Here is a 16,432-nt window from a genome sequence, read left to right as displayed (position 1 = left end):
TAAGCGTCGATTTGCTTTTATTTTAAATATTATTCTTTTTCGTAAACAATGGGTTTTTGATTTTTAACCATCGTCGCTACAATATAACCTATAATAGTTGTCACAACAGCAATTGGGAACCATTCAAGTGAATAGTCTTTTAATGGCAAGCTATCAATGAAACTCAATTTTAGCCAGCCTTGTGTATGAATGACACTTAAAATAGATACGATTGCAACAATAGCTACAGGAATTTGTTGTGCAATTGGTTTTGTAGGTACAAAACGTGCTAATAAAATAAGTAATACTGATGTAATTGCTACAGGGTATACAATACTTAATACTGGCACTGACATAGTAATAACTGAGTTAAGCCCTTGGTTCGCTAGAATAAAACTAATAAGAGTAAACACAATTACATATATTTTATAAGAAATTCTTGGGAAAATTCTATGGAAATATTCTGATACTGCTACGACTAATCCGCAAGCTGTTGTTAGACAAGCAAGCGCCACAATAATACCTAATAAGTATTTACCAAATGTCCCAAATCCAACACTGGCCATAGTCGTTAATAAATATGTACCAATATTTTGGTCATTTGCAGTCAGGCTCGCTATTTTTTCCTGAGGCACTGCCATATGATTACCTATAAATCCTAATGAGATATAAATAAACATTAAAGCTACAGCTGCAATAATGCCAGCCATTAACGTTTGTTTGAAAATTTGGTTGGCATGTGTAATACCTGTTGATTTTACTGCATTAACAACAATCATAGAGAAAGCTATAGCTGCAATGGCATCCATAGTAAGATAACCATTTGTGAATCCTTGTGAGAAACCTGCAAAGTTCGATGTGAATGCTTCAGCAGCTTGACTATGTGAATTACTACCATAATCAACAAATCCTTTGATAATCATTGCTAAAATAGTGATCAATAACAATGGTGTTAATAGCGAACCAATGCGATCTACCATTTTAGTTGGGTTAATACATAAATATAAAACGATCAAGAAATATATAACAGTAAAGATAAGTAATGCTAAACTACTGTTTGTGTGGGCAATCGGCGTCACTGTCATTTCAAACGATGTCGACGCTGTACGAGGAATCGCGAACAGTGGTCCAATTGTAAGATAGATGATGACTAGGAATATGATAGAGAACTTAGGTGAAATTTTATTTAATGACCCAATATAACCTTGTTTATCTAACGCGCCTACAATAACGCCTAATAGTGGTAGTCCGATACCTGTTAAAGCAAATGCTAAAATTGATGGCCAGAAATACTGTCCACTATCTAAGCCTAAATTTGGTGGGAAAATAAGATTACCTGCCCCAAAAAACATTGCGAACAATGTAAAACCTATAATCCATGTATTTTTATTCATATGACTTGCTCCTTCTAACCAATAAAATAATATTATCTATTCTATCATGGTTAATTAGATATCGTCTATATAAATTTCAGAATATTTAAATATATCGTTTATTATTTGTCAAAAATAGCCTATTTAAAATGATTTTAATAATAGTTTTTTCAATAATGGCGATAATTGGGATGGGAGATTTTCAACACCTTCTACAAATAAAGCGTATTGTCCATATATATTATGAATCGTTTGCTCAATATCTTCTGTGATAGGCTCCTGACTTAAAAACACATTGAAGACTTCGATACCCATTTTACGGGCTGTTTCAACCGCTTCATAAGTATCTAATATACCATCTTGACTATAATTATATGCAGAAGGTTCTCCATCTGAAAATACAATTAAGAAACGCTGATTATGGGAATGGCGCATGAGTCTTTCACTACCAATTCTAATAGCAACACCATCTCTATTATCATCTTGTGGCTCTAATGCCATTATTCTTGGCCCATCTTTATCCATCATGGAACGATTGTATGTGATGATTTCATCTATAATATTGGGTTGGTTTGCTTCATCCGCATCGAAAGCATCCTCATTAAATGCCAATATTTCATGTTTTACATTGAGACTCTTTAATGTTTCGTGAAATAGTACAACACCCTTAATTGTTTCTTCCATTTTATCTTGCATACTGGCTGAAGCATCTACTAATAATGTGAACGTTGCATCGAATGACTGACTTAGGTCTTGTTTTTTATAAAATAGCTTATATTGATCGTCTATAAACCAATTGAGTAGGTTTTTTTGTAATCTGCCTTTGGTTAAATTATGTCGCTCATCTTGATATTCTCTATCAATCGTTTTTTGTATGATTTGAATTAAATCTTTGATTTCAAACTGGACATCAGATTCAACCTCTTGGTATTGGCGGATGAATTGAGGTTGAATTTCAGGGATGTTCCATTTGATTTCGACATTTTCATTAATTCCTTTTAAGGCAAAGGCTTGATTATGCCCAACAGAACCGCCTTGATCGTCTTCTATATTATTAGATGAACCTTTACCCTTTTTGGTTTGCATATCAGTCATATCATCAGCAGGATCGCCTTCACGCACATTATCATTATCGCCCATGACTTCGCTATTTTCCCCTTCATGCAATTCCATTTCTAAGTAAGCGCCACCTTGAGAGGCGCTATCTTGATTATTTGATTCCATCTCTTCACTTATTGAAGCTTCGTCTTTATCTTCATTTGAAGTACCGTCTGTATTGCTGGCATCTGTTCTAGTTAAATCCTCGAATTGAAGCGCTTGTATAGATTCATAAACTTTTTTTGGTAAATGATAATATTCGTTTAGCATATCCTCTTTTAATATATCGTCAATTTGGAACATAATTCGCTCAACTAAATACATATTATCTTCAGAAGTCTTGTTATAGAAAAAGTTCGGTAAATACATATACATATTATTTAACACATCATCAATTTGTGGATGTATTTGTGGTATATCGTAAAAGTTTTCTGTTATAAAAGAAGCCTCTAGATATAGAAATAATAAATCTGTGAAAGTAGTTTTGGTTCTGTATACATTTATTTGTGTCTTAGTGTAGTTAAGCCTAACTTCATTACGCATCTGAATAGCTGATTTTGTTGATGGGCGTTCCTTCGCTATCGTGCTTAAGATGCGTTGATCTTCGAGTAGTTTGAATAGCTGTTGATAGAATTTAGGATGTTTGAACTCATGATTCTGTATAACATGATTCACAACCTTCTCATCCATCATCTGGTAACCATAAGCAGCGAGCATGACGTCAGTTTTTAATCCTGTAGTTTCAACATGTTCATCTCTATGTGACCAAAAAGAACTCGTGATTAAAGTGTTATTAATTGGATCGTAATAAGGGAACTTTTGAATCTTAACTTGTGTTTGCTCATTTTTCAGTAAAAGACGTGCTAAATCCTGAAGCATCATCACTTGTTTAGCATCTAGCTGTTCGTCATTAAATTTTATAAAACGATCACTCATGTTTATCCCTCACTAAAAGTTTAATTCTACCGCGTTTAAAATAGCTTGTTGTTCTCGCTCATCTTCTAACTTATCTATTATTGTTCGTTGAATGGCACGTTCAATTGGCATAATAGTAGCTAAATCACTTAAGTCTATTAATGCACGAATACTAGCCGCTTCTTCAGAAATTTGACCTTGTTTTGTCATCGTACGTAAGTCTTCATTAAACTTAATGATTTTTTGAATTAATACAGTGTCATTTAAATGACTTTGTTGTTTAATGACATCACTTAAAATGTCACCATCGATGTAATCTACTTGAATAACAACAAAACGATTTTTTAATGCTTCGTTCATTGGCAAAGTTCCAATATACCCTACGTTGATTGCTGCAATGACGTTGAAACCAGGTGCTGCATTGACGACTTCTCCTGTAAATGGATTCGTCAGTTTTCTACGATAGTCTAACACACCGTTTAAAATAGGTAACGTCTCAGGTTTAGCCATATTAATTTCATCAATATACAGTATATGGCCTTCTTTCATGGCTTTAATTACTGGTCCATCTATAAAAACGATTTCTTGTGTTCCATTGTCGTTAGTTTGTATGGTTTTGAATCCGAGTAGGCTTTCCGCGTCTAAATCGACTGAACAATTGATTTGGTGCATTGGGCGATTCATTGTTTCACTTAATGTTTCTGCCAATTTCGTCTTACCGGAACCTGTAGGTCCTTTTAGTAAAATGTTTTTGTTTAGTTGCATTAAAGCTTCTGCATCGTTAAAGACTGTTTCATCTCTATTAATATAGTTTGTACTTGTCATCATGAATTGTCTCCTCTATATAAAATATGGCTTATTTATTTATAAGAACTCATTAAAAATAGACTGGGGCATGAATACATCATCATATTTCGCCCTAGCCCTTATTTGTTAAGAAATTATTTGAACGCGCAACACGGTATGAGCGCAAGATTTATTTGTTAATGCTATACTTCTTTGAAATATTCTTTGTAATAACCACCAACAAGCCCAGAGTTATCAATAATTTGGTAATATTCTTCAGTTTCATTGATAACATCATATTGTTGTCCAACAGTTAACATATCAGAAACTGTGAATTTCTTAGCATTTGTATGAATAACTTCAACTTTTTTCACTGGTGTATTTTCTTTCCATGTTTCGTGTAACATAAATAAACATTCCTCTTTCTATGATTTAATTTCTAAAGTCAATATAAAAGTGATACCACTTTTTTCACTAATTCTTAAGGATTTTTCACCGTCTTGATCTAACGATTGGTACGGAATACCTATAGATTCAAGTTGTTGTAATGCATTTTGGAATTGTGCTTTGGATTCTGTTGCAAACTCAATTTGTTCTACAATACCATGTTTCGGCATTTTCAAATCTTCTTCAGCAGCGTGTAAGTGTAGTTCCCCACCTAGACCACCTTCTCCGATTCGGAAGACTTGTACTTTATAGTCTGCGCCAGGATGTGGTGTGTATTCAGCGAAATGCGTAAGGCCAAACACTTTTGTCAGAATAGATTGAGTAAGTAATAATTCATTTACTTTAAGCAAGACTGGCCCTAAACCTTGAATTTGATGCAGTGGGTTAACAGTGCTATCAAATGTGGGCATTCCTAAAGGTGCGCCCGTATTATGTTCATTTGAATAAATATTGAATGTCTGATGATTATGGTCATTAAATTCAAAATACTTATGCCCATTTAAATCAGTAATTTCACTATGATCAATTTGATGGTCATTTAAGATAGTTTGGTATTCATCTAAACCCTCGTCACTTGGTAAACGTAAACCAATATTTTCAATATGATTCTCTTGATTTGTATAGTTTGGTATTTCTACAAAATGGATACGTGTGCCGGAGCTTAGTTCTGCATCACCAAAACGGAGGGCTTGCCCTTTATCTGCCACGTTTAGACCTAATACATCTTTAAATAAAGTTTTAGTTTTTTCTAAATTATCTGTCCCTGTGGTTACACTTCTAAGACCATTCATTATATTAACCCCTTTATTCATAGCTTTTCAATCATTATAACTTATTTTACGTGTTATTTATACGATGAAGTTCATGGTAAATGTGTATATTAATTAAATTTTTAGAATATACATTGGATGAACTGAAAAAATGTATTAATATAGGTATATATCATGATTTTAATCTTATAAAAAGATTAGTAGTATATTGATTATTAATAAAGGAGGTTTGTCATAATGGGTGGTATATGGTTTGTGTTTGGTATAACCGTACTTATTGCAGTTTATTCTGGTATTACCTTCTTCACTAACGTAAACAATAAAGCAAAACAAAAAACTCAAAATGAGCAAAGCGCTAAAAAGAATAATATTTACGGCGTTGTATTTTTGGTGTTTTTAATTCTTGCTATTATTGAACTATTTGTTTATATTGCTTAATTGTAATTTTAGGTATATTTTAACTATTTAAATCAATAAAAAGACATCCCTACAAGAATGTATAACAATCTTGTAGGGATGTCTTTTTATGGTGAATTACTCAGTTTTTTTAAATAGTACAATAAGCAATTTAAGTGCTATTAAAATATAAATCACAGCAAATAAACATAATAGCAGGAAATGGTTATTAAGCATTGACAAATTATCGCTATTCAACTGATTTAAAAGATTGCTAATTGGTGGTAATAACCAGAGCAACCATTTTGTAAATGGTACGGTTGTTATAAGTACCTCTTTAGTGAAAATGATGAGCATAATAAATATGGTTAATAACCATCTATAAGATTTAGTGGCAATTTTCGTATTTGTAATAAAAGCGCCTAATACAATGCCAAACATACTTAATAACAGATGAGTAACTACCCCAATTAGGACAAAGTTAAAGGAAACAGGTTTATCAAATACACTAAGTAAAAGTGGATAGATCAATGAGAAAACAATCAGTAATGTACTAAATAAATATAAATATAGTATTTTTATTAACAAATAAGTAGTTTTTGATTTTAATTGCATATAGAAAATATGACGTTCATTTAAAGTGTCACGACCGAAATTAATAATAGTCATCCACGTCATTACTATAAATAAACCAATTGCTGTAGAACCATAGCTTGATAGCACAGGCATATCTCGGTAGATATATATACCGATGACCCACAGTAAGTATGTAAATACTGGTGCAATGAATTGATACGATGTTAAAAATTTTAAGTGTTCGTATTTTAAAAAAGAATATAGCATTTTAAAGATCCTTTACTTCGATGATTTCGCAATTTTGCTTTAGTAAATGTTGTAAAACCACATTTAAATTTTGTTTGTCAACTTGCAAGGTTACATATTGATGATTAGAAGTTAATTTAGCACATACACATGACGCTAAATCTCGTTCAATGATTTCATTTACATATTGTTGGTTGGTAATCGTGATGGACTTCAACTCTTGATACTTTGATTTTGGCATAAATGTATAATCATCTAAACTTAATATATGAGTCGCAATGGTATGTTCAATATTAGAATCATGATCTGTAATAATTATTGTTTTAGTTTTCGATAATTGTTGTAAGTGAGTTAAAAATTGTGCTTCTGACATTTTATCTAAACCTGAAAATGGTTCATCAAATACTAATATATCTGCATCTGTTAATAAGGTTTGGATGATATTCACTTTTTGTAAAGAGCCTTTTGAAAGATGATGTAATTTAGTATTTTGTAGTGAAGATAGGTTTAATAGTGTTAAATAATCATCAACGGTATGGCCGTCAGATTTCCGCTTCATATTCAAATTTTGAATCGTTGTTAGAAACGATTTTGTTGTTAGTTTTATGTTTTTAGGGAAACTGTCAGGCGCGTAACTTGTGTAGCCAGAGACATTAATAATACCGGTATTTGGTGTTATTAATTTTGTCATCAATTTGAGAGTCAAACTTTTACCGACGCCATTTTTGCCTTTTAATAAGGTGATTGAACCTTTGGGTATTTGAAATGATAAATTATTGATAATTGTTTTGTTGTTGAGTTTTAATGTTACCTGATCCATTTCTACTGCTATTTCAGCCATATATAAATACTCCTTTATACAATACTCAGCTATAACGATTTGTTTTTATTATATATAAGTTGTACGACACCACTTTGGTACGTATTGGTTTTTACATGTATCAGATTAACTCTATCTGTTAAATGTTCAAATAAAGGTATTCCTGAACCTAACACAACAGGGTGTATAGATAAGCGATATTCATCTATTAAGTTATTATTTATAAAAGAAGTTATAATATTTGAACCGCCGTATAACCAAATATCTTTAGTCTGTTGGGCTTTGATTTTGTCTATATTAACTCGCATATCTTCTGAACTTATATATACGGCGTCTGCAGAAACAAGACTTTTTTGGTGCGTAAATACATATTTTTGTTTACTATGAATCTCTTGCCACATGCTATAGTCTCCATGTTCTTCATTACCTAATTGAGGCGTATAAGTTCCCCATAAATCATAGCTTTTCCTACCGTATATGATAGCGTCAATCTGTTTTAAAAAAGTATTGAAATTCATTTCTGGGTCCATAATACACCAGTCAATTTCTCCGTTAGGACCTTCTATATAGCCATCTAGACTTACGGCAAGGTCTAAAATAACTTTCGGTCGATTGTTCATATTAACACCTACCATTATCGATATGATGTTTAGTATATGGAAATATATGTATAAATTCAATTGATAATAATTTTGATATAAATAAATTTGAATTAAAAATGCACAACGATAAAAATCGATGTGCAATAAATTATGAATGATAATAAGCTATTTAATTACTTGCAAAATGAACTACACTGTTTGATTTGGAAGATTTTTGTATAGCATCAATCATGGCGATAGATGCTAAAGCGTCTTTAGGTTGTATATAATCATCGGTATCTTCAATAATGCAATCGTAGAATTGGTTAATCAACTTGCCATGGCTAGGTCCGTAATACGATTTATCACCATCTAGCTTTTCGTCTTCTTTAATTTGAATCTTATAACCTTCTTTATTCATACGTGTAAGTATATTATCTTTAATTGTTAGCTTTTCGTTTTCAAATATAACCTGTAACTCTATACTTGAATTTCCAAAATTAGCATTAGTAGCAAAGAACATACCGTTTGCATTATTTTCAAATTTAATATGTGCAGATGCTGTGTCTTCTACTTCAATTTCATAATCTAATAATTGAGATACGGTTCCTTTAATAGAGGATATATTCCCACATAGTACTTGCATTAAATCTAATGTATGAATGGATTGATTGATTAGAACACCTCCGCCTGCATAAGCCATCTGACCACGCCAAGGTTTCTCTGTGTAATAGGATTCAGGTCGAAACCATGTAACAAGCCCTTTTATTCCAATCACTTCACCGTATTGGCCGCTTCGAACCATGTGTTTTAATGTTTGGAAGGTGTCATTATATCTATTTTGGAAACATATACCAATCTTAATTTCAGGGTATTGTCGTTGTAAAGCGACTAATTCGAGCCCTTCTTTCGCATTTACAGCTAAGGGTTTTTCTTGTAATACATGGATCCCTTTTTCAACACATGTTGTAGTAGCAGATACATGTAAGTGGTGAGGTAAGCAAACATGAACACAATCTAACTTTTCTGAATCTAACATGCTATTTAGATTATTATAAAAATTGCTATGAGGTGCTTTGTTTTTTAATGATTCATCTTCATCACAAACTGCGATTAATTGAGCTTTAGGGTTTTGTTGTATTGCATGTATATGAATTTGTGAGATATCTCCTAAACCGACTACACCAACTTTCAACATTTTACCATCTCCTGTTATAGGTGGATTTATTTATCTTCTGAATTGATTTTATGTTGTAAAGCATTTTTGAATTCTGTTGGGTCTACAGGCAGTGTGACCTCTTTACCTGACCAACTAGAAAGATAAATTGCATTTACGAAGTTAACGCCATTAATTCCATCGCTACCAGGCGCTATAAGCGGTGTATCATCGATGATATTTGCAGCGAAGTTTTCAAGTACATTGATATGTTGTTCGCCCCATACACTATCAAATTCAAAAGTATCAGTTTCATAGATATCTCCCATACCATCACCTTTGAAGATTTCTGCTACATCTGTCCAAGTCATGGTTTGATTCATTTCATTTTCTGATTGTTTTAAACGTTTGATCGTTATTTTCTTGCTATCTTCGACTAAGATTTTTCCTTTATCTCCTGTAATTTCTAGTCGATCTGTGCCGATGACATCATGCGTACATGTGATGAAAACACCTGTCGCTCCATTACCGTAATCTAATACGGCTGTCACATCATCATCAACATTTAAATCTCTCTGATACCCGTATTTTACATTGGCGTATACTTTTTCTGGTAATCCGCACAACCATTGCATTAAATCTATTTGATGTGGTGCTTGGTTTACTAATACACCACCTCCTTCGCCATTCCAGGTTGCACGCCATGAACTTTGCTCATAATATGCTTGCGGACGCCACCAAGTAGTAATAATCCAATTTGTACGTCTAATTTGTCCAATTTCTCCCTCATCAATTAAAGATTTAACTTTTTGATAAAGTGGATTGGTTCTTTGATTAAAGAAAATACCGAATGTTAATTCAGGTTTAGAAGCGGCTAAGTCACTAATTTCTTTTACTTTTTCGGCATAGATATCAGCTGGTTTCTCTAATAGTGCATGTATGTTTCTATTCAATGCGGCTTTACCTATTTCTGTATGCAAATAATGTGGTACTGTTGTCACAATAGCATCAACATCACCGCTTTCTAATAAATCGATATAATCTGTATAAAAAGGCGTGTTTGGGTATTTTTCGGCAGCAAGTGCTTTTTTATCAGGATCGATATCACAAATGGCTCCTATTACTACATTTTCCACTTTATTTTCATTGATAAAGTTAGCATAAGTATTGCCTTGTGCGCCTAATCCAATTATGCCTAAACGAATATTTGTCATTATACATTCTCCTTATTTTCAATATTTTTTAAAATTTCTAAAAGCGCTTCATACTGAAGTTGATATCCTTCAGCGCCATCTTTTGCAGCTGTATTTTGAATTGTTTCAGTAGAATGCTCTATTTCTAAATCTTTAATTGCATCAAATACAACAAGGTGAGGTTCTAAAGTTAAGAAACCTTCATAGCCACGATCTATCGCTTGTTTAAGAATAGACTCAATTTGACCATCTCCTGTACCACAAACAACGTTAATACTGTCTTTATAGACCGCATCTTTGATGTGGATATATTCAATGTCAGGTTCTAAGAGTTCATAACAAGCTTGTGTGTCTTCTCCACATTGAACGAAATTGGCAAAATCAAAAATCGCTTTAAAATGGTCAGATCCTACTTCATCAAGGATTAATTTACAACGACGAGCTATATCACCGAAAATATCTTTTTCATTTTCATGAAGTAAAACGACGTTGTATTGCTTTGCGATTTGTGCAAATGTTTTTAATTTTTTAATGACTGTATGTTGATAGTCATCAAAATTTTGATCTTTAGGTATATAAAAGCTAAAAATTCTAATATACTTACAAGACAATACATTTGCGATTTGACACATGTTTTTTAAGACGTCTAATTGCTTTTCAAATGCTTCTTCATCTTGAATGTATATTTTACCTATGGGAGAGCCAATAGAAGAGACTGAGATATCCCATTCTTTTAATTTTGGAATAACATTCTTTTTAATTTTCTCGACTGTATAATCACCTATATTTTCATCGTCAATGCCACGTAATGAAATATAACGCATACCTAATTCTGATACCTTTTGCAATTGTGTGTCTAAATCTGATGAAATTTCATCAGAAAAACCTGATACAGCAATGTTATTTAACATGAGTTTACCTCCATTTGTTTAAAAAATAATGCACATTATTGTAATCGTTTACATTTTATTGATCGTGAATTTGTGAAAAACCACTTTGCTATAATTGTAAGCAACTTTTAAAACCAGCGTTTATAACCTAGTTCTAATAAATGATCTCGACTTGTAACTAAGCAATCATAAGGATCGGCACCATACAATTCATCTTGTTCAACGAAGAAGTATTCACTACCGCTTTCTAACCCAACTTCAATAATATCTTTTAAAGGTAAGGTGCCTTCACCTAGTTCTGCAAATTGCGTAATCATATGTAGCATATAGTATATCTTTTCATGACCTTCACCAGGATATTGATCCATGTCTATTTCGCCTACGCGAAAATCTTTTAAATGGATTGCACGAATTCGTTGCGCGTAATTTGGTATAACTTCTATAGGATTAAGGCCAGCTCTCCATATCCAGTGTACATCTAATTCGAATCCTAGATTCTCTGTATTATCGCGCATTAAATCAAGCATAAATTGCCCATCATATCGAACAAATTCAAGGTTGTGTGCGTGATAATATAAATCAATGCCTTCTGCTTTTAATCGTTGTGCATAATCATCGCAAATTTTTGCAAAGTTTAGTATACGGTCCTTTGAACCCATGTAATTCATCGGCAACATACCAATTCTTAATATATTGCAGTCAACTGCTTTACAATCTGCAACAATCTTTTCAAAATCGTTTTGTAAAGTATCTCCAGGATACTTTTGATCAGGAGAAATATCTTCTACTCCACATGACATTGCAGCAATATTCATATCGAAATCTTTGATGGCTTTTTGCATTTCTGAAATGTTATGAGGCGTCATTTCAATTTGTGAGACTTCTACAGCTTGGTACCCAAGATCGTGAATAGTTCTCAATACATTGTAGATCCCATCTTCTTCCACTTTTTGCTTTAGCATCATCATCTGTACTCCAATTTGTGGTTTGGCCATATAAATCATCCTTTCATCATAATAAACTTTAAGTGTTATAATGTGAGTATAAATTATTAGAAAATTTTAAACATTGTAAAAAAAGATAAAAAGATTGTATTTTGAGCGGGAGGTTTATCAATGTTAGATGATGAAACATTTAAACTAAAATTTGATACTATTTCACTACCATTTGAGGGAGAATATGCTGTATGGCATAAAATTAGTGATGGCCATTTTGGTAATGAGCTACATTATCATGATCATTATGAAATTTTCTTTTCACTGTCTGGAAATATGCTGTACACGATTGAGGGACAGCAATTTCAATTAGACGTGGGTTCTATGTTGGTAATTACACCGTACGAATTTCATCAGTTAAATGAACAGGTGGATGGACATGCTGAAAGAATTGGCCTAAGATTCGATGCGCAGTTATTAGAGTCACTTTCCACTCCTGAATGTAATTTAATGCAATGTTTTGATACCAAATCACCTAACTTTAAACATTCGCTACAGTTAACAGAAGTACAAAAACGTGAGCTTTATTATTTACTACAAGGCCTTTTAAATGAGCAAGAAAATAATAACTATGGTAAGAAACTAGCTGAAGAATCTATGTTGACCCAATTTTTCGTAATGCTCAACAGAGTTTCTATAGAAAATGCTGAAGTAAAGATGGATGACGATCCACATATGCAGTTAGTTAGACAAGTTTTAGATTATATGGAGTTACACTATGCTGATCAGATATCTTTAGAAGATTTGGAAAAGAAATTCTATGTTAGTAGATATAAAATAACACAGCACTTTACACGAATAGTAGGATACCCTCCTTACCGCTATTTATTACAAATAAGGTTACAAAATGCACAAAGAATGTTAAAAAAAGGAGAAAGCCCTCAACAAGTGGCCATTTTATGTGGGTTTAGTGATTATTCGAATTTTTATAGACGTTTTAAAACAATATACGGATGTAGTCCTAAAAATTATTATCAACAACATTTAACTAATGGTTAATTAAATATAGTAATAAGTTTGATTTACAAATATAGTTGAGCTCATTATCGATATGAACTATTCATAAAATATAATGTTGTTAGCGTGGATGTGTTCATGGGACGAATTTATTTTATAAATACTGTTAAGAAGGGATTTTTGCACAATCAATTCCCCCTCCCCTACGTCCAATTACGCAATAACGTCTGTTAATACGCTATAACGTAAAACTTTATATTGTTCTTTTTGTACGTTATATTGTATTGTGAGGTGTTATTAGATGAAAGAAATTAATGATGTTATTGCAGAAAATCTAAAATTATATAGAAAGCAAAATGGTTATTCATTAGAGTATTTATCAGTTCTTACAGAAGTAAGTAAAACGATGTTAGGACAAATTGAACGCAAAGAATCGATACCATCCATTACTACATTGTGGAAAATTGCTAACGGTTTAAAGGTGTCTTTTGCGGAATTGACACAAGACAATGAAGAGTTTGTTAAAAAAATTACGATTCAAGATATACAACCTTTATCGTCATCTGAGCATAAATATAACGTATATCCTTACTTTAAATTTGATATTGCCAAAAAATTTGAAAGTCATATGGTTGTAATAGAGCCTGGAGGTGCCATGAATGGAGAACCACGTGGCTCTAGTGCAAATGAATACATTACTGTATTTGATGGTACATTGACGCTTGTATTGGGTGACGAACGAGTTGTTGTGAAAACAGATGAATCAATAAAATTTAATGGGAACACGTTTCATAAATATTTAAACGAGCATGATTCAATATTGAGACTGAACATGATCATTCATTATTAAATCAAAAAGTGCCTACACAATTTTACGTGTAGGCACTTTTTTAGACTAAAAAATTAAAAACCATACATATAGTGTATAGTGAAGACTGCCGACAGTTTTTTGTGCACGTTTGTTTTCCGTGAGCACTGCCTTAGCATGTAGTGTTCGGCTAATGCGCTTCCCATTGGAGTCGGAGCAAATCATTGCCTATTTTACACTGAAAACTAAAGAAAGATATTAGAATAATATTGCGAAAATTAATTAAAAGATAAGATATGTTAGGTACAAACCTAGAAGCGTAAAGAAAAGTACAGGTAAAGTAATTATAATACCTGTTTTAAAGTAAGTACCCCATGATATTTTTACGCCTTTGTTTGTGAGTACATGAAGCCATAATAATGTAGCCAAAGACCCAATGGGTGTTATTTTAGGTCCTAAATCTGATCCTATTATATTGGCGTAAATCATACCTTCTTGGATTATATCGGTAGCACTAGATTGACCGATAGCGATTGCGTCAATTAAAACGGTAGGCAAATTATTCATAACTGAGGATAATATAGCAGCTATAAAGCCCATTCCCATAATACTACCAAACAAGCCGTAATTTGAAATGTGCGTCAAAATATCAGCAAGTATTAATGTGATGCCAACATTTTTTAGGCCGTAGACAACAAGATACATGCCTATAGAAAATATGACGATGTTCCAAGGTGCATCTTTTATTACTTTTTTTGTGTGTACGGCTCTTGATTTTTGAGCAAGAATAACAAATATTAATGCTACAAGACCAGCAATAACTGATACTGGTATGGCAATAAATTCGCTAATTAAATAACCTATAACTAAAATAGCAAGAACAATCCATGAAAGTTTAAAAAGACGTTGGTCCTTAATCGCTGTATATGGTTCTTTTATATTATCGGAATTAAATTTACTTGGTATAGATGTTTTAAAATATAGCCACAGTACTGCTATACTAGCCACTAATGAGAAAATATTTGGGATGAACATTCTTAAAAGATACGCTAAGAATCCGATATTGAAATAGTCAGCAGAAACGATATTGACCAAATTACTCACAACAAGTGGCAAAGAAGTTGTATCAGCAATGAAGCCACTTGCAATAACGAATGGAAAAATTACTTTCTTGTTAAAACCTAAATGACGCACCATAGCGAGAACTATAGGAGTTAAGATAAGTGCAGCACCATCATTCGCGAAGAATGCTGCGACTATTGAGCCTAATATCATGATATATATGAACATTTTTAAGCCATTTCCATGAGAAGCTTTAACCATATGTATAGCAGACCACTCAAAGAATCCTATTTCATCTAGAATTAGCGAAATTAATATAATCGCAACGAATGTTAAGGTTGCATTCCAAACGATTCCTGTAACTGCTAATACATCAGCATAGCTAACGACACCTGTTACTATTGCTAAAATTGCACCAATAGATGCGGATATACCTATATCTAAGCCTCTTGGTTGCCAAATAACGAAAATTAAAGTAATAACAAAAATACTAATCGCTAATATTGTCATAATTGCACAATCCTCGTTTCATTGGGTGACCCGTAATAGCAGAGCTTGTTTTGAAAATTAGTGTGAGGTCAAACTCTAAAAGTGTTATATATTTTGTTTTATGATGATACATTGTTTTATCCCTACTTTCCTGTTTTTGCAATTCAATGCGCAATACAATTTTCGTATAGAGATATGTATTGATTAATATTGTTTGATAGTAATACCTACTATACTATTCCTGAATATTTCGCGCTTTATTACTAGGTGTTGGATTTAAATTATTAACTTATTCAGAGTATCATCAACATAGTTTAATATCTATATCATTATAGATATTATTTATTGAATTCATGAGTTTATGACCTTATTTTCTTTTCATGTTTTCTTTACATAATATAAAATAAGCTAGTAATAAACCGATGCAAGTAGTAATTAATGAATAAACTATTTTCCCTAATATGTGTTCAGGTGGTGGAATAATATAAAATGCTGTGCACATGACTAATGACATAATGATACCGAATTTCAAAGCGTTTTTAAAAGTCATAAAATCATTCCTTTTTACAGATGTTTTTAAAGTTGTATTTCACACTTTATAATAACAATTTTATATTGTGCGTACTTTATAATTGCGAAAGTGTGTTTTTTAAATTCTTAAGTGTTAAGTAATTAGAATTTTCATTTTAAAGGTGTTTTTAGCTTAACAATAGAAATTCTGACTTTGTTCCCCATTAATTTGAAAATTATGCTTATATGACACTCCCTTTTGTTTTCTATGCTTTTTTAATATATGACTCTATGTAATTTGATAGCTTTTTATTAGGGATTTTTAAAATTATATATTAGCATAAAAATACAACGACGCTGAACGCCGTTGTATTAGGGTTAGTAA

The 16,432-nt window shown here is 32.3% G+C and carries 16 protein-coding genes; 3 read left to right on the top strand and 13 right to left on the bottom strand.

The features are described from left to right. Positions 1-29 precede the first annotated feature (29 nt). The 5 genes from brnQ3 to LG295_RS07605 all read right to left on the bottom strand — a co-directional run bounded on the left by brnQ3 (position 30) and on the right by LG295_RS07605 (position 5,389). Entirely contained in the window at positions 30-1,373 is a 1,344-nt protein-coding gene (gene brnQ3, locus LG295_RS07625) for a branched-chain amino acid-like transporter carrier protein BrnQ3 (protein ID WP_107530933.1), read from the bottom strand. A gap of 123 nt (positions 1,374-1,496) precedes the next feature. Beyond that, positions 1,497-3,386 carry a hypothetical protein gene (locus tag LG295_RS07620; RefSeq protein ID WP_318832882.1) on the bottom strand — a complete coding sequence of 630 codons (1,890 nt, stop codon included), beginning with the start codon at positions 3,384-3,386 and terminating at the stop codon, positions 1,497-1,499. Between the two features lie 12 nt (positions 3,387-3,398). Next, a complete protein-coding gene (locus LG295_RS07615) occupies positions 3,399-4,190 on the bottom strand; it encodes a MoxR family ATPase (protein WP_318832881.1) in 792 nt (263 codons plus the stop codon). Between the two features lie 164 nt (positions 4,191-4,354). Then, complete coding sequence (locus LG295_RS07610; protein WP_042362710.1) at positions 4,355-4,558, bottom strand: DUF6501 family protein; 204 nt, start codon at positions 4,556-4,558, stop codon at positions 4,355-4,357. An 18-nt stretch (positions 4,559-4,576) separates the two neighbouring features. Continuing rightward, positions 4,577-5,389 carry a VOC family protein gene (locus LG295_RS07605; RefSeq protein ID WP_318832880.1) on the bottom strand — a complete coding sequence of 271 codons (813 nt, stop codon included), beginning with the start codon at positions 5,387-5,389 and terminating at the stop codon, positions 4,577-4,579. Between the two features lie 216 nt (positions 5,390-5,605). Here LG295_RS07605 and LG295_RS07600 point away from each other — a divergent pair, with 216 nt between their 5' ends. After that, positions 5,606-5,806 carry a Mid2-like cell wall stress sensor domain protein gene (locus LG295_RS07600; RefSeq protein ID WP_107530929.1) on the top strand — a complete coding sequence of 67 codons (201 nt, stop codon included), beginning with the start codon at positions 5,606-5,608 and terminating at the stop codon, positions 5,804-5,806. A gap of 96 nt (positions 5,807-5,902) precedes the next feature. Here the strand turns inward: LG295_RS07600 and LG295_RS07595 are convergent, their stop codons facing one another. From LG295_RS07595 to LG295_RS07565, 7 genes are all read right to left on the bottom strand, one after another. Beyond that, entirely contained in the window at positions 5,903-6,607 is a 705-nt protein-coding gene (locus LG295_RS07595; RefSeq protein ID WP_107558142.1) for an ABC transporter permease, read from the bottom strand. 1 nt (position 6,608) lies between these two features. Then, complete coding sequence (locus LG295_RS07590) at positions 6,609-7,427, bottom strand: ATP-binding cassette domain-containing protein (RefSeq protein ID WP_107531256.1); 819 nt, start codon at positions 7,425-7,427, stop codon at positions 6,609-6,611. Between the two features lie 29 nt (positions 7,428-7,456). Continuing rightward, complete coding sequence (locus tag LG295_RS07585) at positions 7,457-8,026, bottom strand: dihydrofolate reductase family protein (RefSeq protein ID WP_107558144.1); 570 nt, start codon at positions 8,024-8,026, stop codon at positions 7,457-7,459. A 151-nt stretch (positions 8,027-8,177) separates the two neighbouring features. Next, positions 8,178-9,185, bottom strand: coding sequence for a Gfo/Idh/MocA family oxidoreductase (locus LG295_RS07580; RefSeq protein ID WP_318832878.1), 1,008 nt, complete (start codon positions 9,183-9,185; stop codon positions 8,178-8,180). Between the two features lie 26 nt (positions 9,186-9,211). Continuing rightward, on the bottom strand, positions 9,212-10,357 hold the full coding sequence (locus tag LG295_RS07575) for a Gfo/Idh/MocA family oxidoreductase (protein WP_318832877.1): 1,146 nt from the start codon (positions 10,355-10,357) through the stop codon (positions 9,212-9,214). Then, complete coding sequence (locus LG295_RS07570) at positions 10,357-11,247, bottom strand: sugar phosphate isomerase/epimerase (RefSeq protein ID WP_107531260.1); 891 nt, start codon at positions 11,245-11,247, stop codon at positions 10,357-10,359. The genes LG295_RS07575 and LG295_RS07570 overlap by 1 nt, the downstream gene beginning before the upstream one ends. A gap of 107 nt (positions 11,248-11,354) precedes the next feature. Next, complete coding sequence (locus LG295_RS07565) at positions 11,355-12,221, bottom strand: sugar phosphate isomerase/epimerase (RefSeq protein ID WP_318832876.1); 867 nt, start codon at positions 12,219-12,221, stop codon at positions 11,355-11,357. Between the two features lie 120 nt (positions 12,222-12,341). Between LG295_RS07565 and LG295_RS07560 the strand changes: the two genes are divergently transcribed. Both LG295_RS07560 and LG295_RS07555 read left to right on the top strand, forming a co-directional pair. Beyond that, entirely contained in the window at positions 12,342-13,220 is an 879-nt protein-coding gene (locus LG295_RS07560) for an AraC family transcriptional regulator (protein ID WP_107558147.1), read from the top strand. Positions 13,221-13,479: 259 nt separating this feature from the next. Next, positions 13,480-14,028, top strand: a complete 549-nt coding sequence (locus LG295_RS07555) for a helix-turn-helix domain-containing protein (RefSeq protein WP_107531263.1) — start codon at positions 13,480-13,482, stop codon at positions 14,026-14,028. A 240-nt stretch (positions 14,029-14,268) separates the two neighbouring features. On the opposite strand, the gene arsB is transcribed toward LG295_RS07555, so the two are convergent. Next, entirely contained in the window at positions 14,269-15,558 is a 1,290-nt protein-coding gene (arsB, locus tag LG295_RS07550; protein WP_107531264.1) for an arsenite efflux transporter membrane subunit ArsB, read from the bottom strand. Positions 15,559-16,432 lie beyond the last annotated feature (874 nt).

Source organism: Staphylococcus pseudoxylosus (assembly GCF_044794325.1).
GTDB lineage: Bacteria > Bacillota > Bacilli > Staphylococcales > Staphylococcaceae > Staphylococcus > Staphylococcus pseudoxylosus.
This window is presented reverse-complemented; position numbering and strand designations above follow the sequence as displayed.

What these genes read in the sequence shown, in the direction of transcription:
- brnQ3 (WP_107530933.1), bottom strand. Translation starts at nt 1,373, where the DNA reads ATGAATAAAAATACATGGATTATAGGTTTTACATTGTTCGCAATGTTT.
- LG295_RS07620 (WP_318832882.1), bottom strand. Translation starts at nt 3,386, where the DNA reads ATGAGTGATCGTTTTATAAAATTTAATGACGAACAGCTAGATGCTAAA.
- LG295_RS07615 (WP_318832881.1), bottom strand. Translation starts at nt 4,190, where the DNA reads ATGACAAGTACAAACTATATTAATAGAGATGAAACAGTCTTTAACGAT.
- LG295_RS07610 (WP_042362710.1), bottom strand. Translation starts at nt 4,558, where the DNA reads ATGTTACACGAAACATGGAAAGAAAATACACCAGTGAAAAAAGTTGAA.
- LG295_RS07605 (WP_318832880.1), bottom strand. Translation starts at nt 5,389, where the DNA reads ATGAATGGTCTTAGAAGTGTAACCACAGGGACAGATAATTTAGAAAAA.
- LG295_RS07600 (WP_107530929.1), top strand. Translation starts at nt 5,606, where the DNA reads ATGGGTGGTATATGGTTTGTGTTTGGTATAACCGTACTTATTGCAGTT.
- LG295_RS07595 (WP_107558142.1), bottom strand. Translation starts at nt 6,607, where the DNA reads ATGCTATATTCTTTTTTAAAATACGAACACTTAAAATTTTTAACATCG.
- LG295_RS07590 (WP_107531256.1), bottom strand. Translation starts at nt 7,427, where the DNA reads ATGGCTGAAATAGCAGTAGAAATGGATCAGGTAACATTAAAACTCAAC.
- LG295_RS07585 (WP_107558144.1), bottom strand. Translation starts at nt 8,026, where the DNA reads ATGAACAATCGACCGAAAGTTATTTTAGACCTTGCCGTAAGTCTAGAT.
- LG295_RS07580 (WP_318832878.1), bottom strand. Translation starts at nt 9,185, where the DNA reads ATGTTGAAAGTTGGTGTAGTCGGTTTAGGAGATATCTCACAAATTCAT.
- LG295_RS07575 (WP_318832877.1), bottom strand. Translation starts at nt 10,357, where the DNA reads ATGACAAATATTCGTTTAGGCATAATTGGATTAGGCGCACAAGGCAAT.
- LG295_RS07570 (WP_107531260.1), bottom strand. Translation starts at nt 11,247, where the DNA reads ATGTTAAATAACATTGCTGTATCAGGTTTTTCTGATGAAATTTCATCA.
- LG295_RS07565 (WP_318832876.1), bottom strand. Translation starts at nt 12,221, where the DNA reads ATGGCCAAACCACAAATTGGAGTACAGATGATGATGCTAAAGCAAAAA.
- LG295_RS07560 (WP_107558147.1), top strand. Translation starts at nt 12,342, where the DNA reads ATGTTAGATGATGAAACATTTAAACTAAAATTTGATACTATTTCACTA.
- LG295_RS07555 (WP_107531263.1), top strand. Translation starts at nt 13,480, where the DNA reads ATGAAAGAAATTAATGATGTTATTGCAGAAAATCTAAAATTATATAGA.
- arsB (WP_107531264.1), bottom strand. Translation starts at nt 15,558, where the DNA reads ATGACAATATTAGCGATTAGTATTTTTGTTATTACTTTAATTTTCGTT.